General features: G+C 38.1%; 23 protein-coding genes and 1 pseudogene. 10 read left to right on the top strand and 14 right to left on the bottom strand.

Annotation, left to right across the window (positions count from 1 at the left end; all coding sequences use genetic code 11):
- Positions 1 to 22: 22 nt before the first annotated feature.
- From N4G44_RS10050 to N4G44_RS10015, 8 genes and pseudogenes are all read right to left on the bottom strand, one after another.
- The gene (locus N4G44_RS10050; RefSeq protein WP_474926461.1) at positions 23 to 601 is read right to left on the bottom strand and encodes an HD domain-containing protein; all 579 of its coding nucleotides are present in this window, start codon (positions 599 to 601) and stop codon (positions 23 to 25) included.
- A 160-nt stretch (positions 602 to 761) separates the two neighbouring features.
- Positions 762 to 2270, bottom strand: coding sequence for an efflux RND transporter permease subunit (locus N4G44_RS10045; RefSeq protein WP_474926459.1), 1509 nt, complete (start codon positions 2268 to 2270; stop codon positions 762 to 764).
- A 14-nt stretch (positions 2271 to 2284) separates the two neighbouring features.
- Positions 2285 to 3793 (bottom strand): efflux RND transporter permease subunit, encoded by a 1509-nt coding sequence (locus tag N4G44_RS10040; RefSeq protein ID WP_474926458.1) that lies wholly within the window; start codon positions 3791 to 3793, stop codon positions 2285 to 2287.
- Positions 3794 to 3797: 4 nt separating this feature from the next.
- Complete coding sequence (locus tag N4G44_RS10035) at positions 3798 to 4724, bottom strand: efflux RND transporter periplasmic adaptor subunit (protein WP_474926456.1); 927 nt, start codon at positions 4722 to 4724, stop codon at positions 3798 to 3800.
- A gap of 3 nt (positions 4725 to 4727) precedes the next feature.
- Complete coding sequence (locus tag N4G44_RS10030; protein ID WP_474926454.1) at positions 4728 to 5834, bottom strand: TolC family protein; 1107 nt, start codon at positions 5832 to 5834, stop codon at positions 4728 to 4730.
- A gap of 258 nt (positions 5835 to 6092) precedes the next feature.
- Positions 6093 to 7382: a sensor histidine kinase gene (locus tag N4G44_RS10025; RefSeq protein WP_474926452.1), complete on the bottom strand. Its 1290-nt coding sequence runs from the start codon at positions 7380 to 7382 to the stop codon at positions 6093 to 6095.
- 9 nt (positions 7383 to 7391) lie between these two features.
- Positions 7392 to 8068: pseudogene (locus tag N4G44_RS10020) on the bottom strand (response regulator transcription factor).
- A 169-nt stretch (positions 8069 to 8237) separates the two neighbouring features.
- Positions 8238 to 8522: a bacteriocin-like protein gene (locus tag N4G44_RS10015; protein ID WP_040995064.1), complete on the bottom strand. Its 285-nt coding sequence runs from the start codon at positions 8520 to 8522 to the stop codon at positions 8238 to 8240.
- 369 nt (positions 8523 to 8891) lie between these two features.
- Between N4G44_RS10015 and N4G44_RS10010 the strand changes: the two genes are divergently transcribed.
- From N4G44_RS10010 to N4G44_RS09990, 5 genes are all read left to right on the top strand, one after another.
- Positions 8892 to 9599, top strand: a complete 708-nt coding sequence (locus tag N4G44_RS10010; RefSeq protein WP_474926450.1) for an AsmA family protein — start codon at positions 8892 to 8894, stop codon at positions 9597 to 9599.
- Positions 9600 to 9661: 62 nt separating this feature from the next.
- Entirely contained in the window at positions 9662 to 10948 is a 1287-nt protein-coding gene (locus N4G44_RS10005; protein ID WP_474926449.1) for a hypothetical protein, read from the top strand.
- 29 nt (positions 10949 to 10977) lie between these two features.
- Positions 10978 to 11757 carry a hypothetical protein gene (locus tag N4G44_RS10000; protein WP_474926448.1) on the top strand — a complete coding sequence of 260 codons (780 nt, stop codon included), beginning with the start codon at positions 10978 to 10980 and terminating at the stop codon, positions 11755 to 11757.
- An 84-nt stretch (positions 11758 to 11841) separates the two neighbouring features.
- The gene (locus N4G44_RS09995; protein WP_474926445.1) at positions 11842 to 12423 is read left to right on the top strand and encodes an XRE family transcriptional regulator; all 582 of its coding nucleotides are present in this window, start codon (positions 11842 to 11844) and stop codon (positions 12421 to 12423) included.
- 220 nt (positions 12424 to 12643) lie between these two features.
- Positions 12644 to 13255, top strand: a complete 612-nt coding sequence (locus N4G44_RS09990; RefSeq protein WP_474926443.1) for an alpha-ketoglutarate-dependent dioxygenase AlkB family protein — start codon at positions 12644 to 12646, stop codon at positions 13253 to 13255.
- Between the two features lie 6 nt (positions 13256 to 13261).
- Here N4G44_RS09990 and xth read toward each other — a convergent pair whose 3' ends face one another.
- Positions 13262 to 14035 carry an exodeoxyribonuclease III gene (gene xth, locus N4G44_RS09985; protein ID WP_474926440.1) on the bottom strand — a complete coding sequence of 258 codons (774 nt, stop codon included), beginning with the start codon at positions 14033 to 14035 and terminating at the stop codon, positions 13262 to 13264.
- A gap of 172 nt (positions 14036 to 14207) precedes the next feature.
- Here xth and N4G44_RS09980 point away from each other — a divergent pair, with 172 nt between their 5' ends.
- The 3 genes from N4G44_RS09980 to N4G44_RS09970 all read left to right on the top strand — a co-directional run bounded on the left by N4G44_RS09980 (position 14208) and on the right by N4G44_RS09970 (position 16096).
- On the top strand, positions 14208 to 14360 hold the full coding sequence (locus tag N4G44_RS09980; protein WP_474926439.1) for a hypothetical protein: 153 nt from the start codon (positions 14208 to 14210) through the stop codon (positions 14358 to 14360).
- 437 nt (positions 14361 to 14797) lie between these two features.
- Complete coding sequence (locus tag N4G44_RS09975) at positions 14798 to 15322, top strand: YciE/YciF ferroxidase family protein (RefSeq protein ID WP_474926437.1); 525 nt, start codon at positions 14798 to 14800, stop codon at positions 15320 to 15322.
- A gap of 171 nt (positions 15323 to 15493) precedes the next feature.
- Positions 15494 to 16096, top strand: coding sequence for a DNA-3-methyladenine glycosylase (locus N4G44_RS09970; protein ID WP_474928320.1), 603 nt, complete (start codon positions 15494 to 15496; stop codon positions 16094 to 16096).
- Between the two features lie 36 nt (positions 16097 to 16132).
- Here N4G44_RS09970 and N4G44_RS09965 read toward each other — a convergent pair whose 3' ends face one another.
- The 3 genes from N4G44_RS09965 to N4G44_RS09955 all read right to left on the bottom strand — a co-directional run bounded on the left by N4G44_RS09965 (position 16133) and on the right by N4G44_RS09955 (position 17980).
- Complete coding sequence (locus N4G44_RS09965; protein ID WP_474928319.1) at positions 16133 to 17137, bottom strand: alkaline phosphatase; 1005 nt, start codon at positions 17135 to 17137, stop codon at positions 16133 to 16135.
- A 58-nt stretch (positions 17138 to 17195) separates the two neighbouring features.
- Entirely contained in the window at positions 17196 to 17396 is a 201-nt protein-coding gene (locus tag N4G44_RS09960) for a hypothetical protein (RefSeq protein WP_474926435.1), read from the bottom strand.
- A 245-nt stretch (positions 17397 to 17641) separates the two neighbouring features.
- Positions 17642 to 17980, bottom strand: a complete 339-nt coding sequence (locus N4G44_RS09955; protein ID WP_474926434.1) for a MerC domain-containing protein — start codon at positions 17978 to 17980, stop codon at positions 17642 to 17644.
- Positions 17981 to 18067: 87 nt separating this feature from the next.
- On the opposite strand from N4G44_RS09955, the gene N4G44_RS09950 reads away from it, so the two are divergent.
- Positions 18068 to 18457: a Fur family transcriptional regulator gene (locus N4G44_RS09950; RefSeq protein WP_474926433.1), complete on the top strand. Its 390-nt coding sequence runs from the start codon at positions 18068 to 18070 to the stop codon at positions 18455 to 18457.
- Positions 18458 to 18468: 11 nt separating this feature from the next.
- A complete protein-coding gene (locus N4G44_RS09945) occupies positions 18469 to 19014 on the top strand; it encodes a hypothetical protein (protein ID WP_474926430.1) in 546 nt (181 codons plus the stop codon).
- A gap of 75 nt (positions 19015 to 19089) precedes the next feature.
- Here the strand turns inward: N4G44_RS09945 and N4G44_RS09940 are convergent, their stop codons facing one another.
- Positions 19090 to 20109, bottom strand: coding sequence for an alpha/beta hydrolase family protein (locus N4G44_RS09940; protein WP_474926429.1), 1020 nt, complete (start codon positions 20107 to 20109; stop codon positions 19090 to 19092).
- 89 nt (positions 20110 to 20198) lie between these two features.
- Positions 20199 to 21044 carry a helix-turn-helix domain-containing protein gene (locus N4G44_RS09935; RefSeq protein ID WP_474926426.1) on the bottom strand — a complete coding sequence of 282 codons (846 nt, stop codon included), beginning with the start codon at positions 21042 to 21044 and terminating at the stop codon, positions 20199 to 20201.
- Positions 21045 to 21046 lie beyond the last annotated feature (2 nt).

Raw genomic sequence — 21046 nt, 5'->3', positions numbered from 1 at the left:
TATAATGTGCCTGAATTTTATTTTAGATAAGGTACAACTGAGTATTAACGTCTTTAAACCTGCTTAAGATTTCCCGGCCATAATCTGTAAAATATTGATGTTCAGTAAGAAATTGACAGTTTTTAATTTGCCATTCTTCATCCGTATAAACCAGACCGAGGTAAATTTCAAATTCCTGCCGTATGGCTTTGCTATATTGTAGATAATTGGGTTTGGTTAAATGATACATATCTGCATCGCACATCACTTTTTCCAGTAAAGAAGCAGGTTTTGGAGGATATTTTGTAGATTCGATACACTTTAAAACAGCTTCGGTAAATTCTTCATCACATCCGCAATTGTCAAGGAAGTTCTTTGCTAATTTTTTACTTTCTTCCTCATGACCCATGTAGGTATTTGTGTACCCACAGTCATGAAACCATGCTGAAACCTCTACGATATGCATTTCTTCTTCAGAGAGACTTGCTTGCAAACCTATTTCACGTACAGCATCTGCCACTTCATAAGTATGTCTGATATTGTGAAAAGAAAGCTGATCTGAAAGATTTTCCGAAAGAAAAACAACCACATAATTCCTGACAGCCTCAATTAAATTATCCATGGCTAATTATATTTTAAAACTTATAGCTACACCCCGGTATCACTGCATTTGGAAATTCTTTGAATATATTTCAATTTCTACTACAATATTGAATAATGATTTAGAAGAAATTTTGAATTTTCGAATCTTCAAGCATAAAATTTCAACCATTGGGTTGAGTTCAGAATTTTTCTTCATTGGTTAAATTGATTTTGTTGAGTAACGTTGGTAAAACGATCAGTAAAAGCGGTAATGCAATGATAAAACCGCCGATGACAGCAATGGCTAAAGGCTGGTGCATCTGCGCTCCTGTTCCTATTCCCAGTGCCAGTGGCATTAATGCGATAATGGCCCCCAAAGCAGTCATTAATTTCGGTCGAAGTCTTGTGCTTATGGCATAAATAACGGCTTCTTCTTTAGTTTTTGTGGTTAAACTTTCGTGGAATTGTAAGTAGGTAAAAATTGCATTTTCTCCAATAATTCCGACCATCATGATAAGTCCTGTATAGCTTCCAACGTTCAAAGGAGTATTGGTAAAATACAATAGCAGGATGCCTCCTGAAAGACCCAATACTGAAATGCCTAAAATGATAAGGGCAACCAGAACATTTCTGAACAGAAACAGCATCACTGAAAAAACCAATAAGCTGGAAACCAGTAAAATGATCAATAGTTCTTTAAATGATTGCTGCTGTTCCGCATAAGCACCTCCATACACTACAGAATATCCACTCGGCAACTTGATTTTCTGATCGATCTGTTTCTGAATTTCCTGTATTGTGCCGCCCAGATTGCCATTGTCTAATCTTGCAGTTACAATTCCTAAAGTCTGAAGATCTTCCCTGTTGACTTCCGCAGAACCGGTGGTTACATTGACGGTCGCAAACTCGCTAAGGGGTTTCAGGGTTCCATTGGGCAAAGCAATCATACTGTTGTTGATGTCGCTTAAAGACTGGTTGCTTTTTTCGTTATAGAACAATCGTATTGGCGTATACTGAACATTATCAAAAATATTTCCGGCTACATTACCATCCAGGTTGGCCTGCAGCTGGTTCTGAAAATCAGGCAGAGAAATATTATATTGCGCTAAAACAGGAAGTTTAGGCGTCACAACCATGGATGGACCGGCAATCACAATTCCGTCGAAAACATCGGCTGTACCATTAACTTTGCTTACAATATTAGCAACCTTTTTCGAATAGTCTTCAATAACTTTCTGGTCTGTTCCGAAAATTTTAATCTCAATCGGCTGAACGCTGCTCATCAGATCGCCCAGCATATCAGAAATCACCTGCCCAAAATCTACAGTGAGCGGCAATCCTGAGGCATCAATTCTGGAACGGATATCGTCGGTAACTTCATTTGTGGTTTTGCCTCGATTTTTCTTTAATTGAATTAAATAATCACCCCGGTTTGGTTCAGTGATGAAGAATCCCATCTGGGTTCCGGTTCTTCGGCTATACGCCTGAACTTCGGGTGTAGATGTGATAATTTTCTCGACTTCTTTCAGTTCCCTGTCTGTTTCTTCAAGGGACGTTCCCGGAGGTGAATTATAATCCAAAACAATACTTCCTTCGTCCATATCCGGAAGAAATCCGGTGCTGATATTCGGAAGAATTATGGCGGTCAAAACAATAAGAATTCCAATAAATAAATAGCTGTACAATGGTTTTCTGATAAAAAATCCCACCCATTTTCTTTCCTTTACATCGTGATGCTGAAGTTTTTTTCTTTTCCCTTTCCTGAAGAAAGTAGCAGATAAACGATGGGCAGTAATATCCAGGTTGCAAAAAACGAACAGACTAAGGTGATGATCATCGTGTCTGTCATTACTTTAAAATAAGCTCCCGCAACACCGCTCATCAGCATGAAAGGCAGAAAAATCACAATGGTACTGAGTGAGGAACCTACCATTGCTTTCAAAAGGTAATTAATTGCTTTTTGCACCAATGTTTTTGAAGATTCCTCGGGATGTTCCTCGTGTGTGCGATGGATTTGCTCTACGACGACAATCGTATCATCAATGATTAATCCGATGGCGGCAGCAATCGCTCCCAATGTCATAATATTAAACGTCTGCCCCATGGTATACAGAACAAGCATTGTAAGGCTTAACGTGATGGGAATTGTAATCAGAATAACGGCACTCGCCTTCCATGAACGGAGAAAAATAATTGCCACGATAATTGCCAAAACCAATCCTATCCATAAAGCATCCGTAACACTTTTAATAGAATCATTGACAAAGTCTGCCTGAACATAATAGGGTTTTAATACGATATCTTTTGGTAATGTTTTTCGCAGTTCAACAATTTTGACTTCCATTGCTTTACTTAAATCCACCACATTGGCATTGGGTTGCTGTATAACTGCAATCAGGATACTTTCCTGTCCGTTAGCATTGACTTTTATGTATTGTTTTGCATTGTGAACAGTGATTTGGGCTATATCACCCAACAAAACGATCCGGTTTCCGTTATTGCTTACAACAAGATTTTTCAACTGTCCTTCGTTACGGATCTGGGCATCAGTAAGCGTCAGATAGAGATACCTGAAATCTGAAGAATATCCGTTTGACTTAATAAAATTGGTATTGTTAATTGCCTGCTGAACCGTAGCGGGCGTAATTCCCAGTCTCGCCATCATCGGCTGATTCATCACGACACGGAATTCCTTGTCCTGTCCGCCGATAATTCTCACTTCACTTACTCCCGGAACCTGTGAAAGAAAAGGTTTGATCGTGTAAAGTGCCAGTTGCTTCAGTTCAATCGGGTCTTTTGAAGTGGAATTCAATGAATATCCCATGACCGGAAGAATCGACGGATTCATTTTTTCAACGGAAATATTGATATCCGGCGGTAATTGGTTTCGAACTTCATTCACACTGCTTTCAATCTGCTGTTTGGCTAAATCTACATTCACATTCCAATCCATAAAAGCAGAAATTTCACAGCTTCCCCGGCTGGTTGTGCTTTTTAAAACCTGTAAGTCAGGTACTCTTTTTACGGCATTTTCCAGGACTTTGGTTACTCCTACAGTCATCTGATTGACAGGTTGCTGCCCTGCATCCGCAATGATCTTTATTTTGGGAAAAGTGATCTGCGGAAATAATGCTGACTGGATTTTGGTATAAGAATAAATTCCGCCTGCCAGTATCAGGAAAATTAAGACCAGCAAAGGGCTTTTATAGGTTACAAAAAATGACTTTTTCATCAAGCTAAGGTTTTTGTATTTTCACAGTTGCAGTATCGCTCAATCCGAAATTTCCTGAAACAATTACCCTATCTTTTGTGGTTAAATTACCCGATTTTATCTGGATATATTTATCTGTTTCCACCCCTTTTGTAATGTCTGTTTTTACGGCTGTTGTATCATTGATTAATTTCATCACCCAAAAAGAAGATTGGGTTTCATCACTTACTACCGCCATTTTAGGAACAGAAAGTCCATAAGCGGAAGTTGTGGAAAAGCTGATCGTACCAATCAGGTTTTCAGGAATATTGCTGCTGTTGGCAACCTGCAGTAAAACTTTTACAGTTTGGGAAACGGCATCAACCGAAGGCATTACTTTTGCGATTCTTCCCTGCAAGACTGTATTGTCAGGCAAAGTAATTGCTAAAGTACCTTTGTTTCTTATAATTTGAAGGTATTCGTAAGGCACATCGACCACAAAACCGAAACTGCTCGCATCGGTAATGGTTGCCAATACTTCCCCATCCTGCACATAATCTCCGATCTGGTGGTTCACCATGGCGACGTAGCCTGTTGCAGGGCTTGTTACCGTTGTTGCTCCATTGAAACGAAAGGATTTATCCAGTTTATTGATTGTATTTCCCAATGCTCTGGCTTCTTTGGTCTGTAATCCGAAAAGTATGGCTCCTTTCCCGACATGATCTGCCAGCTTAATGGTCATTTTTGTAATATAACCTGTGCTGTTGGCTTTTACATCGGATTTTAACAAATACATTGCCGTTGCATTAAGCGTAATTGTATTATCAAGCTGAGCGGTATCGGAAGGATAAGCTATGGTGACAAGTGTCTTAGGCTTTGCTTCAGGTTCAGGAGATGTGGGAACACTTTCGCTGGTTTTGTTACAGCTGGCAACAATAAGGGACAGGATAAGGAAGGCGATTATTTTGTTCATGATTTATTGAATGATTAAATATTGCAGTTGATTTTTCAGGTTGAATAACATGGTATTGTACTGAATGATATTCCCTTTAAGACTGAGTAAATTATTAATAGATAAAATAAAGTCTACCATCCTCACATCACCCGTTGGAAGCTGTTTTGCATTGGCTTCAACCAGGGTATTAGCATAAATAATCTGTTGATTGGCAGTCTTGATCATTCTGTCGTATTGTTCCATCTGGTTGGTAATCTGGAGAATCTGCTGTTGGTATTGTCTCTGGATCTGTTCCAGATATTTCCAGCGGGTTTGCAGCGAGAGCTGATTTTGTTGTAAAAGCATTTTTTTCTGGTGTCCGTCGTAAATTAGAATAGTAACGCCAATTCCCACGCTCACTCCAAAATTTTTATAGGGAGTTGTGGTAAAAGAAGACTGATAACCGCTGTCTGAGAAAGCTGTAACCTTAGGTTTATAATCATACTGGATGATCTCTGCGTTATTGGCCAGTTTTAAACTGTCAGCCTGAAAAGCTTTGGCATATATACTTTGATCAAAAGAGGCTGGACTAAGCGTCTCACTGAAGAATGGTTTTTCAACAGGCTCAAAAGTATCATCAACAATGCCCGATAAATATTTCAGCAGGGAATAATTGTTCTGCCAGTCGGCTTTTTGCTGTTCCAAGGTCAGTTCATTCTGTTGAAGCGTTACTTTAAATGTCAGATAGTCTGTTTGTTTAAAGACAGCGGCCTGGGTCAGCTTTTTCAGGACGATATCTTCCTGGTCCAGCAAATGAATTATTTCTTTGCTTACATTATATTGCTGCTGGCTTGCATAAGTTGCGATGTACTGATCTGTAATTTGCTTGTTAAGCGTTTGAATACTGATATTTTTCTGTGCTAAAACCTGTGCAATGCTTGCGTTAATCCCTGCCAGTCTTGTATTCAGATTATTTCGGCTGATGAATTCTTTGGCAACTCTTACTCCTGCAAAAAGAGATTGTCCGTTAGTGATTGCGTTATCATATCCCCATCCTTTTATATTGGGAGCATAGCCTGCAGTTCCTTCTCCGGTGACAATAAAACCGTAAGTTGCTCTCAGTTTTAAACTGTCAATTCGATTGAACATTACCTGATTGTTGAAATCATTTAAAACCGGACTGTTTGTTTTTGCTGTTTCCAGGAAATATGATAACGTGTTTTTTGACTGTGCTTTTATAGTAAAACCACTGAAAAGCAGAGCCGAAAACAAAAAACTTCGAATAACACAGGCACACAAGGAATCCATATTCTATAAATTATCCGGTAAAGATGGAACCTGATTTTGTAGAAATTTAGAATAGTCCGGTTGTATTTTGGGGATAAGTTTTTTTACGTAAAATCAATATCAGGATAATTTTAAAGAAAAAACATGAAAATTATTTTCAAACTGATAATTGATTTTCCAGTCGTGGAATTTGCCTATTTCGTTAATAATTGCCAAGCCCAAGCCACTGCCGTTACTGTCAGTCGATAGCTTTGAAAACCGTTTAAACAGTAAATCTGTATTCAATTTTTCTGTTCCGGAATTGGCTATTTCAAATGACGAGTTTGCCAGTGTAATTGAAATCACACCGTTAGCCGGAGTATGCCGGATTGCGTTGAGTATAAGGTTATTGATCAGAACTTCTATTAAACTTCTGTTTCCGCATACTTCTATATTGGGTAAAATATTTTCTTTCACGGAAATATTCTTCTGCTCAAAATGTTCCCGGAATGTTTCCATGCTTTGGTGAAGCAACTCGTCGAACCGGACGGCTTCAGTTTTATCAAACTGGCTGTTATCAATTTTGGCCAATAACAAAAGATTTTTGTTGATTCTGGAACTTCTTGTCAATGCCCGATGCATTTCTTCTGCAATCTGATATTGTTTTTCAGTCAGGTTTTCATTTTGAAGTAAAATATCCAGCTTGTTCTTCAGAATTGCCAAAGGAGTCTGCAATTCATGAGAGGCATTTTCAGTAAATTCTTTCTGGGTTTTAAATGCAGAGACAGTATGCTCAATCAGTTTGCTCAGAGATTGGTTTAGCTCTTCAAATTCTGTAATATCCGTTTTGTCAAATTCAATTTGGGTTTGCTTATTCAGGTTGAATGTTTTAAGCTGATCCAGGGTATTCCGGAACGGCTGCCAGATGGATGTTGAAAGCTTTTTATTTAAAAATAATAATCCTACAACGATAAGGACGAAGAAAAAAATGGTTATTACAGCAATTGCAGCAACGGTTTCCTGAGATTCCTCAATATTGGTTTCTATAGTAAAAAGAAAAGGTTTTTTATTGATATAAACTACTTTTCTCAAACATCTGTACCGTTCTATTTCAGTTTTGGGAGTAAAGGCATTTTGCTTATCAACCGTAAAAAATGAGTCTTTCTTTGCATAACCGGACGGAATTTTCTCAATATCCGTCCCCGGCTGAATTTTATTCCAAAGATGAATGCTTTTTTCCAATTCTGCATCAGAAAGTTTCAGGCTGTTGAATTCATACGCTGTTTTCTCCGCTATTGTTATATTATGCTCATCCAGCTCACCTTTCCATATCGTATCCACCACAAAATAATATACCGGAATACTTATCACCAGAATAATCAGGACATAAATAATAAACGGTTTTGTTGTTTTGCTTAATAACGGTTTCATTGGTAGATTTTAATTGCTTTCCCATTTATATCCGGTTCCATATACCGTTTTCAGGTAATGTTCGCATCCTGCATCGTAGAGCTTTTTCTTTAGATTTTTTACATGGGCATATACAAAATCATGATTATCCAGCATATCTGCAAAATCACCGGAAAGATGCTCTGCCAGTGTACTTTTTGAGATTACTTTGTTTTTGTTTCCAATAAAATAGATGAGAAGATCGAACTCTTTTTTGTCAGAATAATCACTGTATCATTGATGCTTACAGATTTGGCCAAAAGATCAATCTGCAGTTCATTCTGCTTGATAATATTGGAATTGTTAAACTGCTTTCTCCGGATAACAGAATAAATCCTTGCCATCAGTTCCGAAAGATGAAAAGGTTTGGTAAGATAATCGTCGGCACCTAACTGTAAGCCTTTTATTTTATCATCCAATGCATTTTTTGCAGAAATAATGATGACGCCATCCTGTTTGTTCTGTTTCTTCAATTCTTCCAGAATGGTAAGGCCGTTTCCGCCTGGAAGCATAATATCAAGCAAGATGCAGTCGTAGTTAAAAGCCTCTATCTTGTCCATCGCCTCACCAAATGTTGCTGCAAACTCACACAGGTAGCTTTCTCCTGAAAGATATTCGGAGATACTTTTTGCCAGTTCTTTTTCGTCTTCAATGATGAGGATTTTCATGTTGCTAATTTATACATTCAAATTTGAAGAAATTCTGAATTGACAGATAAAAATGAACAGATCTGTATTTTCCTGTTTCATAATAGTTGTAAATAAAATTAAGCATTTAAAATTCATAAAAAAAACCGCTCTTTTCAGAGCGGTTATAATTTTACTACACATTATTTTTCTAGCAGGTAGATCCGCATGAAAGCAACTGGATATGCACTACCCCGTTGATCACGCACTGTACGTTGCACAATGTAGTGCCTACAAGCTGCCCTGTAGCATTTACTGCGCCACCAACGGTATTGCCTACACCGGTTACGACACCACCAACGATAGTGCCCACGCCGCCTACTGCTCCGGTAACTACTCCACCAAGACCGCCGATAACACCACCGATGTTATCGAAGATACCATTACCTGAAATTGTTTTCAATTCGTTTCTGTTCAATTTTTTTAAGTTTTTCATGATAATAAAATTTTGTGATTATTACATCACTAATTTAGGAATAATTATAATATGAAATGATAATTGCAATAAAAAATATTTATTAATTTATATTTAATTAACATAAAGGTTATTTAATGTATATATAATTATTTAAAAAACCTGATTATTTGCAGAATTAATGCTGATGTTACCATGATGAGTCCGGAAAGTCAGATTGCTAAATTCGCTTTCAGATAAAGATTAATTTAATATTGAAAAAGAGTTATGAACCCTGAAATTACTTAAATGGCTTAATTTTAGATTGGGAATAATTAATTATTGTTATCAAATACGTAATAAGAATAACAATCAAAATTATGACTCATGGAAAGGTTTAAAAAAATAATTTTGAAGATTCTGAAATGGACAGGAATTTCAATAGCATCAATTCTGTTTTTAATGTTTATTCTTCCTATTCTGTTTCCGGGAACCATTTCCCAGCAGGTAAAAATATTTGCCAACAAACACCTTGCAGGTAAATTGGATTATAAGAAAACACACCTTACTTTTTTCCGGCACTTCCCTTCCCTTACGGTTTCTGTGGACAACCTTGTTTTGCAGGGCTCAAAACCTTTCCAAAATGACACTTTACTTACAGCGAGAGAAGTTGCCGTGGGAATTAATCTGAAAAACCTGATCTTCGACCGTGAAGTGAAAATCGATGAGATTTATGTAACCGACGCCAACGCCAACGTTTTCGTAAACACGAAAGGAGAAGCCAATTATAATGTATATGTATCAAAACCTTCGGGCAAACCCAAAGACAGTACAGAAGCCGGAGCCTCTGTAAAGCTGGATCTTATTAAATTTAAAAACTGGAATATCAAATACAATGATCACTCTGCCAGGGTCCTTGTTGATGCCAAAGGCCTGAATTATACCGGAAAAGGAGGTTTAAGCCAGGATATTTTCGATCTTCAGACCAATCTTGATATCAATAAGGTAGATTTTAGCCTGAACAGGATCTATTACGCCAAACAGAAAACCTTACATGCAGACCTGATCACCAGAATCAATACCAATGCCCTGACTTTTGTCCTGAAAAAAATGAACTAAGAATCAATGAACTTCCTTTAAAGTTTATTGGTTTTATCAGTATTTTGAAAGACGGGTATAATATGGATATCAAGGCGGCTTCCGAAAATACTACCATCCGGGAAATGATCTCCGTCCTGCCCCCGCAATACCTGGATTGGGCGAAAGATACCAAAATTGAAGGCAACAGTGACCTGTATTTTCATATTAAAGGCAGATTCAGCGAGCAGAAAAGAATTAAGCCGAGAGCCAAAGTACGCCTTCTGGTCAAAAACGGCTTTGTTTCGAACGGAAAAGCACCTGTTCCGATGAATAATCTTAATATGGATCTTAACATAGACCTGCCTTCACTGGATACGAACCAGCTGGGTGTAGATTTAAAAAAGCTAAGCTTTGATCTGGGCCCGAATAATAATTTCCGGGCTTATGTACACACAAAAGGCCTGAACGAAATGCAGGTCAATGCCGATATAAAAGGAGCTGTGGATCTTCAGACGCTTGATCAGGCACTGGGTTTAAAAGATATTGACATCCGCGGGCTAATGGATACCAACATCAAAGCCAATGGTCTATTCAGTCTGGATAAAAAATTATTCCCAAAAACCAACGGGTATCTTAACCTTAAAAACGGTCTGGTTAAAACGAAATATTACCCCAACCCTATCCAGAATATTAATTTTATCGCCAATATTGTCAATACTGACGGTACTTTCAGGAGTTTGGGCGTTAAACTGGATCCTTTCAGCTTCGATTTTGAAGGAAACCCGGTCTTTGTGAATGCCGATCTGCAGGATTTTGAAGATCTCTTGTATAAAGTCCGGGCAAAAGGAGTTTTAAATGTAGGGAGAATTTATAAAGTCTTTGCCAAAAAAGGATTCGATATCAGCGGATTGATTATGGCAGATCTATCCTTAAACGGCAGACAGAGTTACGCGACTACCGGCCAGTATAGCAAGCTTGATAACAAAGGAACCCTGATCCTAAAAAACATCAAAGCCACTACAGAATACCTTCCGAAATCATTTTTCATAAAGGAAGGAAACTTCAGGTTTGAGAACGAAAAAATGTGGTTCAGAAAATTCCTGGCTACCTATGGAAAATCTGATTTTGCCTTAAATGGCTATCTCCTGAATACCATCAATTATTTCATTGAAAGAAAAGGAACCCTTCACGGAAAATTCGGACTGAACTCCAATTATATTCTGATTGACGAATTTATGGCTCTTAAAAACGGTGATAATACAGACAAATCCATTGAAGTGGAATATGCAAAGGTGGAAAATCCGAAAAGCAGCGGAGTTGTCATTGTTCCTAAAAACCTTGATGTTTCCCTCGAAGCCAACGCAAAAAAGTTGAGTTCAAAGGATTAACCCTCAATCATCTTAAAGGAAATGCCTCTGTGAATACAGGTCAGGTATATCTTAAGAACACTTCATTTGATATTATCGGAAGCCGTATGAATATAGATGCCCGTTATCAGGACGAATCTCCCCTTACTGCTAATTATGATGTATCCCTTAAAGTTCAGGATTTTGATGTACAGCGGGCTTATAAAGAAATTGATATGGTCCGGGAAATGGTAACTGCAGCAAAGAATGTTAAAGGAATCGTCTCGCTCGACTATAAGCTGAAAGGTGATTTTGATAAGAATATGAGCCCTATTTATCCGTCTTTGGAAGGCGGTGGAATTGTTAACCTCCGTGATGTGGAAGTAAAGAATTTAAAAATGCTTTCTGCCGTAGGAGATAATATCGGGGCTAAAGCATTCGATAATCCTGATATGAAAGGAGTGAATATTGAGACCCACATCAAGAACAACCTGATCCATGTGGATAAATTCACCTTTAAAGTATCTGTTTTAAGGCCTTCTATAAGCGGAACAACAAGCTTCAACGGATTACTGGATTTAAGGGTAAGAGTCGGATTGCCTCCGGGCGGATGGATCGGATTTCCTATTGTAGTAACCGGAACCCATGCCAAACCTAAAATTAAAATCTTCAGTAAAACCGGTCAGGGAATCATCGATGCTTTATACAATAAAAAATCCAATAAAGTGATCCGTGAAGAAAGACGTGCTGAAAAGAAAACAAGGCGTCAGCAGCGTAAAGAAAAGCAAGCTCAGGAGCAGAAAGCCAAAAATGCAGAAAACCGCATCAATAAAGAGCTTAAAGAGAAGTGATTAGATAAAATGTCAGGTTTTAACTTATAAATTAGACGTGTTTTTTAGTCAGAATTTGTATTTTTGTTGATATATTTTGTATCAATGTCGGTTTTTTCAAATAATCTTCGCTTCTTAAGAGATAAAAGAAGCCTCTCTCAGCAATCTGTAGCCAACGAACTTGCCATTTCCCGGGTACGGTATTCCAAATATGAAAACGGAGTGTCCGAACCGCCAATCGGATTGCTTGTGAAAATAGCCAAGTACTTCCACGTAAGTATTGATCTGCTGGTCTCTGTAGATATTTGTAAATACCCGGTGGAAGACATGCTGAAGCTTCCGGATAACAGGATCGTCCTGCCGGTAGCCGTAGATGAGCTGGGAAACGATACCATAGAAATCATTCCACAGAAAGCATCAATGGGATATCTTGAAGGTTATAGTGACGTGGGTTATATAGAAAGCCTTCAGAGGATTGCCTTACCCTTCCTGACTAACGGTAAATACAGGGCATTCCCGGCAGACGGGGATTCTATGCCGCCTTTTAGAAACGGTTCCTATATCGTAGGAAAATATGTGGAGGGAATTGATGAACTTAAACCTGGAAAAACCTATGTATTCATTACTTTAAATGACGGAATTACCTATAAGCGTTTTAAAGAAAAAAAGGCAACAGCATCTGTGTAAGTGCAGATAATTCATTCTACGAACCTTACGACATTCCTTTCGAAGAAATTGTCGAGATCTGGCAATATGCATCGGGGATTTTCCCGGAAGATTTTGAGCCCGGAGATTATGACAATTATAATTTTAAAGAAATGTTCCGTGAACTGAAACAGGATATCAAGCAGCTTGATAAAAAATTGTCCGGCCGCCGTAAATCTTAAGAATATTAATGTCAAAAGGTATGGACCAGCTAAGTTTATTTAATGCAGACGAATATTTCCGGTTTCCGGAAGAACTGCTTGAATATACACCGCATTTCCTGCCCGAAGACAAAGCTTCTGAACTTGAGGAGCTTCTTCTTCACACCGTTCCGTGGAAGCAGAGAACCCAGAAAATGTACGATAAAACAGTACTGACACCGCGGTTGACAGCATGGTATGGTGATGAAGCCAAAACATACAGGCTTGGCGGAAACTCCTTCAATGTCAATCCGTGGCTGCCGGAATTGTTTGCTTTGAAACAGCAGATCGAAAAATCATCCGGCTATCAGTTTAATTCCGTATTGCTGAATTTATACCGTGACGGAAATGATTCTGTAGTATGGCACCGCGATAAGGAAAGTGAACTGGGAAACCGTCCTGTAATTGCTTCCATAAGCCTTGGACAGGTAAGGAATTTTGATTTCCGGAAAGCAGATCAGCACCAGAACAGGTACAGCCTGCCACTTCAGCATGGTTCATTGCTGATTATGAAAGGAGATTTGCAGGAACATTGGGAACACCGCATTGCCAAATCTGCGAAAACAATGAAACCACGGATCAATCTTACCTTCCGGATGGTTCATGAAATATAAAATGTTTTACTTTTCCAGCTGAATCCATACAGGGGCATGGTCACTGCTTTTCGTCCATCCGCGGACATGTTTGTCGACTCCTCCCGATTTCAGACCTGCATGAAGGTACGGGCTTAAAAGAATATGATCCAGTCTTATCCCTGCATTCCGGTCGTAGGCTTTATACAGGTAATCCCAGAAGGTATAGATTGTTTCATCAGGATATAAGGTCCGGATTGAATCAAGCCAGCCTTTACTTAATAAATCCTTGTACGCTTTTCTCACTTCTGTCCTGAATAATGCATCATTTTCCCAACGCTCAGGCTTATATACGTCTCTGGCTTCAGGAATAATATTAAAATCCCCGATGAGTATGGCGGGCAGTTCCATTTTGATAAGCTCATTGGTCCGTTTTTTCAAACGCTTGATCCAGTCCAGCTTATAATCAAATTTAGGCCCCGGATAAGGATTACCGTTGGGAAGATAAAGACAGCATATAACCATCTGATCAATAATAGCTTCTAAGTAACGGCTCTGTACATCTTCAGGATCTCCAGGCAAACTTCGCTGAACTTCTGTAATTTCCAGATCTTTGGCAAGAATAGCCACTCCGTTCCAGCTTTTCTGCCCTTTCCATATGGCCTGATATCCTGCCGCGTTGATTTCTGCTAAAGGGAAACGTTCCTGCGGAGCTTTTAACTCCTGAAGGCAGACAATATCCGGTTGCGCTTCTTTCAGCCATTGCAGCAGAACCGGTAACCGGCCGTTGATTCCGTTCACATTATAGGTTGCTATTTTCATATTGGGTGGATTTAAAGGGCTGTATTGTAATTTCCATACCGCAATAAGTATTCCATCATACTGATCATCAATATAATATTATGAAAGTAAAAGGTATATTTTCAAATTAAAATTAAATTCAGATTTATATTGGCATAATTTATTCATTATGCTAAAAATAAAACCTTATCCCATGTTAAATAGAAATTTTACAAAAGCGGAATTCGTATTGAATGATGAAAATCAGTATCAGTTAGAATTTACCATTCAGGAAATCGGTCAGGGATCGAATCTCACGGTTGAAAGAAAAAAGAAAACGGCGAGTATGAAACCATTCAGGCCATGATTACCAGGCTGAATGATCAGATTTTTATAAAATGGAGCGAACCTTTTGACGGCAGACTAATTTTCGAAAAATAAATATCTTATGAAATACACCGAAGCATTGGAATATAAAAAAGAAGCTGTAAAAAAGCGGATGAGTCTGTTATCCAGAATTATCATATTATTATTACACCGGCTGATACCGCGGAAAGTGCAAAATATATCGAGGATTTTTCTAAAAATCCTGATGATTTTAATGACAGCAGCTGTAAAAAATACTGCTCAAATGATGAGTATGAAGTGGTAAGTTTCAGAAAAGAACAGGAAGATTAAAAGCTCCCCATCCTTTACAGACATCTGAATACTACTTCCCTGCTACCACACAAATACCCGAAATTGCAGGCTGGTCCTATAATTGCACCTACCAGAGGATAAAAATCAACACTAAATTATATTATTATGGAAACTAAAAAAACAGCAAGGAAAACAACGTCGAAAACTGTGGCGAAAAAAACAGCAAAAACTCCTGCGAAAAAAGATGCAGCCAAACAATTGAAAGATTTGTTTGAAGATTCACTGAAAGATATCTATTGGGCAGAAAAAGCTCTTGTAAAAGCACTTCCTAAGATGCATAAAAATGCCACAGACAAAAAGCTGAAAACAGCTATTGAACAGCATCTTAATGAAACGGAAATCCATGTGAAAAGACTTGAAGAATGCTTCGCTTATCTCGGAAAAAAAGCCCAGGCTAAGAAGTGTGATGCGATGCAGGGATTGCTGGAGGAAGGAAAAAGCATTATGGAAGAAACGGAAGCAGGTCCTGTAAGAGATGCAGGAATTATCGCTGCAGCACAAAAAGTAGAGCATTATGAAATTGCAACTTATGGCTCACTTGCCGCATATGCCAAAGTTCTTAAAGAAAAAGACTGCTTAAAGAACCTTCTGGCAACTCTCAATGAAGAAAAAAATGTGATCAGCTGTTAACTAAAATTGCCGACACTGCTATTAATACCAAAGCTAAATAAAAATTACAGCAATACTTAAAGAGCCCTGTCAAAGGGCTTTTTTTATGCATATCATTTAAGATACTAACGCTTTATATAAAAAGCAGATGTTTACCTTTGCAGTAACTTTAAGTCTGATCAAAAAAATGAAATCAAAGCTTCCCTTTCCTATTACCACAATCAGGATGTTATTTTTCTGGCTAAAGATCTTTTGGGAAAAGTACTTTTTACCGAAATTAACGGAGATGTTACGGCAGGCATCATCGTGGAAACCGAAGCCTATTTCGGGGTGCTGGATAAAGCTTCCCATGCTTACGGAGGCCGACGTACCAGCCGTACAGAAACATTATACCATCCCGGCGGTGTTTCCTATGTTTACTTATGTTACGGGATTCATCATCTTTTTAATATTGTAAGCTCCGTTGAAGACGAACCGCATGCTGTATTGGTGAGGGCTGTAGAACCTTTAATCGGAACCGATATTATGGAACTGAGACGCAATATGCCTGCTTCCAAACCTGCTATTTCATCCGGGCCGGGCTCAGCGGCTAAGGCTTTAGGTATTGACCGTTCCTTCAATAAAAAAGACCTTACTGAAAATGAAATTTGGATTGAAGACCACGGCATCAGATACTCTCCTGATACCATTATAGCCGGTCCGAGAATCGGGGTTGCCTATGCCCAGGAAGATGCCTTGCTGCCATGGCGTTTTTATGTAAAAGGAAATAAATATGTGAGCAAACCAAGATCCTGATCACTTTTGTTTTTGATTTATTTAAAGTTTGCTTATTTATATCTGTCCCGCTTTCAGCATCAGATAATGCAGGTCTGTATTTTTAATAAAAGGCGGTAAAAGCTCTTTCCCCGGTCCATACACTGCAACTTCAACATAGTCCCCGGAATGATCCATACTGATCCAGCCGACAGAATTATGTTTTTTCTGAATTTCCGAATAGGCTTTGAAAGGGAGTTTTTTATAATTGTAAATTCCTGTTTCCTGTTTTTCAAGCCCTGAATAAAAGCTGAGCAAATGTTTAGCTTCATCATCAGCAAGACTTATTTTGTTGGTTTCATAGATCCAGTCTTTCATCTGCTGAAGATTAAAATCTGAGTGAATAGCATTCAGGATATATTCGTTTGTAAACCTGTAATTGGAAATGCTGTTGAAATTTCGGGTAGCATCAGCACCGTAAATTGTTCCGGGATTGGCATTGCCGTGATCTGTAGTAATGATTACCAACGTATTCTGGTCTTTTTCTGCAAAATCAATTACCGTTTTTATCGCTTCGTCAAAAGCAAGCTGGTCATGAATTAAAGCCGAAATATCGTTGGCATGCGCCGCCCAGTCCACTTTTCCGCCTTCGATCTGTAAAACAAAGCCTTCTTTATGATCTTTCATCTGGTCAATTGCAGTTTGAGCCATTTCAGCAAGGGATGGGGTTTGCTGCAGTTCAGCAATGTTTTTTCTGTCGATGGAATATGGTAAAGCTCCGGAATTGAATATTCCTAAAACTTTCTTACCCTTTTCTGCTTTATTAAGATCAGCTTTACTTTTAAGGATCTGGTAGCCTTTCTGCTGGTATAGACTATAAACATCCTTATTATCTTTTCTTTTTAAAGGATTAAAAAACTCATCCCCGCCGCCCATCATCACATCAAAACCTATTTCAGCATATATTTCTGCGATTTCATTTTCTACATTCCTGCTGTCGGAATTTACACAGAAGCCTGCAGGAGTGGCATGGGTAATCGTTACCGTTGTTACACAGCCCGTTTTTTTCCTGCTTTTTTGAATTTTTGCCAGATCGGGACATGCTTTTCCCCATTAGCTCCTATATTAAGGACACCATTCTTTACCCGGTATCCTCCCCGAAAGACGAACTGGCTGCTGCAGAATCTGTGACAATGGAACTTGCGGAAGCAGTATCCATCAATGCCCGGGAAACTTTATTTTCAAGATACAGGCTCATCCACTTTCCGTTCTTACCCAGGATATTCTGGGAATACAGGTTGGCCATAGCCAAAGTTCCGGAACTCATTCCGTCACTGATCATAAAAATAATGTTTTTTGCCTTCTTTTTGGATCAGGAATTTCTTTTGTTCCGTTGGCAAAAAAGTCAACTGGGCTTAAAGTAAACAGGCCGGACAGCAATGCTGAGCCTTTTAAAAACTTACGTCTGTTCATCTTGGTAAAATTTCGTTTGGCAAGTTAAAAGGTAATTTTAATTAAAGAAACAATGTTGCATTAATTAATTGTGAATTTTCAAAATATTTCATCCGCTAATATCTGCTGAAATTATTAGTGCTTATGATTCTTGAAATTAATGATATGACCTATGATTAATCCTGCTGCTCCTGCATAGATCAATGGAATATGAACTTCAAAAATCAGGTCCGCCAGCACGGAAACAGCAATCAGGGCGATGGAAATCCAGAACAGGAATTTCAGCCGGTTCCAGGGCATATTTTGTGTAATTCTGTACACCACTACAGCACCAATAATAAGAAAGATAAGATCAATAAACGGATTGTGGGAAATTCCCAAAGGAATGATCATCAGGAGCGGAAAAGCAATACAGTGAATAAGACACAGAACTGCTGCGGAAATTCCTACAGCATCAAGAATTTTTGATTTCATAAAAGATTGGGATTTAAATTTCTTATTGTAACTTTGTTGCAAAAGTATTGATAAATTTTAATTAACGCAACTTTGTTGCATTAAAAAATGAAACAGATCAGAAATACCCAGGCCAAAACTGAAATTTTAAACGTTATAAATCACTCTGACGTAGCACTCTCCCAACCTGATATTCAGAAAAAACTGGGCGATCTTTGCAATAGGGTGACCATTTACAGGGTTTTGGAAAGACTTGAAAATGAAGGACTCATTCATAAAATTGTGAATATAGACGGTGTTGTGAATTTCGCCAGATGCAGCGGAAAATGCAGTACAGAAAAACATGCTCACAATCATGTTCACTTTAACTGTAAAGAATGCCATTCCGTAACATGCATTGAAAACGCGGTTCCTGATATCAGCCTGCCTCCCGGCTTCACAGCACAGGAATACAATTTTATAGTGAGCGGAATATGCCCGAAATGTTCCGGAGTTTAAAATTTTAATGTTTGGAAAAGCAAATAAAAGTACTATTTTTATTTTCAGAAAAGAAAACATCAACTATGCCGACTGAAGCTTCCCACAAGCTGATTCCGATGACAGACTTTGTTATTGAGTATTACTCTAACGAAGGATATGCTGACCTTCAGACTTTGCGTCTGATGAAAAACTATGCCAATCTTCTAAGAAAACCTTTGACTCTTGGAATGTTTGTTCCTGTAGATCCACAGGGAAATGTATTGAAAGAACCTAAAAATTACACCTCCTGGAAATCATTGGATCATAATACCGTAAAAAGAAATGATACAGCCGGATTTGAGGAATATGCCGAATATCAAAAAGCCGAACGTAATTGTCTGTTTGAAGGCTTTACCATTGCATACAATGGATATTCTGTGGTAAGGATCGTAGCTTCCTACGATCAGAGCATTGAAATTTCTTTTAATAAAAACGACCTGCTCTCAACAGCTTTTGCAGACATTGAAGCATTGACTGTTTTCGATGATATTTATCTTACGGCAAATGCTTTGAAATCTATTGGGATTAAAAAGTAGAATTCAACCTAAGAGTTTAGGGAAGTGAATTTTAGATGGATATATAAAAAGGAGACCTTTTACGATCTCCTATTTTTATTTCATATACTTATCAAAAAAAGCGATCATCTTTTCAGGGTATAATCCGAAATAATTGTAAGCATCAAATCTTCGGTTTGTACCTTCAATCCAAAACAATTCTTTTTCAGCTGAGCCTATCAAATCAAATATGGCCTGTGCATCATTTGGATTGTCTGTCCAGGCATCGTCTAAAACTTCTGACATAAAATACGGTACTTTTACAGCGGGTGCAAATGGTTTTGGGTCCATTTCGTAATGAGTAAAACCTCCTAATTTCAATTGTTCAAAAGCCATTAGTTCCATATACTGACCGACCCCTGCATATCCTGCAAATTTTTTCATCATTGCTGTCATACACAAAGTCATTGGTCCGAAAAAACAAACGATATTCTCAAACAATTCGGGGTATTTGTACATTGCTTCATAAGCTGCATTTCCACCTGTACAACGGTTGTACAAGGCAACTTTCATCTTACTTAATTCAGGATGGTTGTTTACATAATTTTGTGCTCCAACCACATCACGCCATTCGTAACGCCCGATTCCACATATATTGTTGTTCGCTGTTCCACTATTGCCATGATTTCGTAAGTCATAGGCCAAAATATTATATCCTGCATCAGATAAATGTTTCATTTCAATAACAAAATCAATTTCCAAATCGTCTACACTCGAAAACGGCTCACCAAAATGCCCGGTAAATCCGGAACGGCTCATCGGTAACGGATGATTCATAATGATAAGCTTGTCGGATTTGCCTTTTAAGGAAGGAATGTACCAACCTTCGAGAGGAATGCCATCGCTGGAAGGAAAATAAATATCTTCCCAAACATCCATTCCATGATCGGCAGGTGTTTTGTGGATTGGCGTTCTGAACGGTGGCCGAATAGCTCTTTCTCCCAAAAATTTAATGGTAGCATAATCCTGCTCGGATATAATTTTTTGTTGTTCTATGGCTTTTTCATAGATATCTTTACCCAAACGTCCTGCAAGAGTATGATCTAGTTGATAGTCTAAGGTTTTTTCAAATGGCATTGTATTAAATTTTAAATGAGTTAATGGTACAAATTTCATTGAAAAACTCTGACAGCTATGAAAACAAATCAAGGCAGTTTGGATACAAATTACTGATTTTGAAAATTTGAAGGCGATTTTCCGGTTACTTTCTTAAACAAGCGAGAGAAGTAATTAGGGTATTCAAATCCCAATTGATAGGCAATCTCTGAAACAGTATGTTTATTGCTTTTTAAAAGGCTTTTTGATGTATCAATTATTTGCAGATGAATATGCTCCAAAACAGGTTTACCCGTGTGAAATCTTATCAGGTCGCTCAGATAGTTAGGAGTGATATTTAGTTTTTTAGCAAAATAGGTCACGGTCGGTTGGGTTACATTTTGATTATTGTTGTTATAATATGTGTTTAAGAGTTCGAAGAAATCATTAACCAACCTATTATATTTTTCTTTTCTTTCGCCAAACTGCCGCTCATAAAATTTTGAAACATGGGCAAACATCAGATTGCAATAAGCCAGCAATAAATTCATCGAAAAATCAGAACTTTCATATTCTCGTAAAGTGTCCTTAAATATCTGAGTTATGACCATTTCTTCTTCTTTTTCTAAATAAAGCGGCTCATGCAGTCCATAAGTAAGAAACGAATATTCTAAATGCTGATAGTTGGCAATAATATCTTCGGTGATTTGCATGTAATATCCTTTGAAAGGCTTTTTCACATCCCATTCTACAGGTTGATTGGGACTTGAAAAAAACATAAGACTTTTGCCATTTTCACCCTCCAGTTCCAATTTAATTGAAATGCGATAGAAATCAGGACAAACAGAAGGGCTGGTCAAAATGAAACTATCAGGATAAAAACCAATATCTATCCAATCATGTTTTGGCATTTCAGCTCTAACATATTGATTAAACGATTTAATGCCGTGTATCTTTTGAGGGAAATGTTTATTCATAG

The organism is Chryseobacterium sp. GTID13, assembly GCF_056172655.1.
This window is presented reverse-complemented; position numbering and strand designations above follow the sequence as displayed.

Excerpts from the sequence above, each read along its gene's own strand:
- N4G44_RS10050 (WP_474926461.1), bottom strand. The coding sequence starts at position 601 with ATGGATAATTTAATTGAGGCTGTCAGGAATTATGTGGTTGTTTTTCTT.
- N4G44_RS10040 (WP_474926458.1), bottom strand. The coding sequence starts at position 3,793 with ATGAAAAAGTCATTTTTTGTAACCTATAAAAGCCCTTTGCTGGTCTTA.
- N4G44_RS10035 (WP_474926456.1), bottom strand. The coding sequence starts at position 4,724 with ATGAACAAAATAATCGCCTTCCTTATCCTGTCCCTTATTGTTGCCAGC.
- N4G44_RS10030 (WP_474926454.1), bottom strand. The coding sequence starts at position 5,834 with ATGTTCAATCGAATTGACAGTTTAAAACTGAGAGCAACTTACGGTTTT.
- N4G44_RS10025 (WP_474926452.1), bottom strand. The coding sequence starts at position 7,382 with ATGAAACCGTTATTAAGCAAAACAACAAAACCGTTTATTATTTATGTC.
- N4G44_RS10015 (WP_040995064.1), bottom strand. The coding sequence starts at position 8,522 with ATGAAAAACTTAAAAAAATTGAACAGAAACGAATTGAAAACAATTTCA.
- N4G44_RS10005 (WP_474926449.1), top strand. The coding sequence starts at position 9,662 with ATGGATATCAAGGCGGCTTCCGAAAATACTACCATCCGGGAAATGATC.
- N4G44_RS09995 (WP_474926445.1), top strand. The coding sequence starts at position 11,842 with ATGTCGGTTTTTTCAAATAATCTTCGCTTCTTAAGAGATAAAAGAAGC.
- N4G44_RS09990 (WP_474926443.1), top strand. The coding sequence starts at position 12,644 with ATGGACCAGCTAAGTTTATTTAATGCAGACGAATATTTCCGGTTTCCG.
- xth (WP_474926440.1), bottom strand. The coding sequence starts at position 14,035 with ATGAAAATAGCAACCTATAATGTGAACGGAATCAACGGCCGGTTACCG.
- N4G44_RS09980 (WP_474926439.1), top strand. The coding sequence starts at position 14,208 with ATGTTAAATAGAAATTTTACAAAAGCGGAATTCGTATTGAATGATGAA.
- N4G44_RS09975 (WP_474926437.1), top strand. The coding sequence starts at position 14,798 with ATGGAAACTAAAAAAACAGCAAGGAAAACAACGTCGAAAACTGTGGCG.
- N4G44_RS09960 (WP_474926435.1), bottom strand. The coding sequence starts at position 17,396 with ATGATCAGTGACGGAATGAGTTCCGGAACTTTGGCTATGGCCAACCTG.
- N4G44_RS09955 (WP_474926434.1), bottom strand. The coding sequence starts at position 17,980 with ATGAAATCAAAAATTCTTGATGCTGTAGGAATTTCCGCAGCAGTTCTG.
- N4G44_RS09950 (WP_474926433.1), top strand. The coding sequence starts at position 18,068 with ATGAAACAGATCAGAAATACCCAGGCCAAAACTGAAATTTTAAACGTT.
- N4G44_RS09940 (WP_474926429.1), bottom strand. The coding sequence starts at position 20,109 with ATGCCATTTGAAAAAACCTTAGACTATCAACTAGATCATACTCTTGCA.
- N4G44_RS09935 (WP_474926426.1), bottom strand. The coding sequence starts at position 21,044 with ATGAATAAACATTTCCCTCAAAAGATACACGGCATTAAATCGTTTAAT.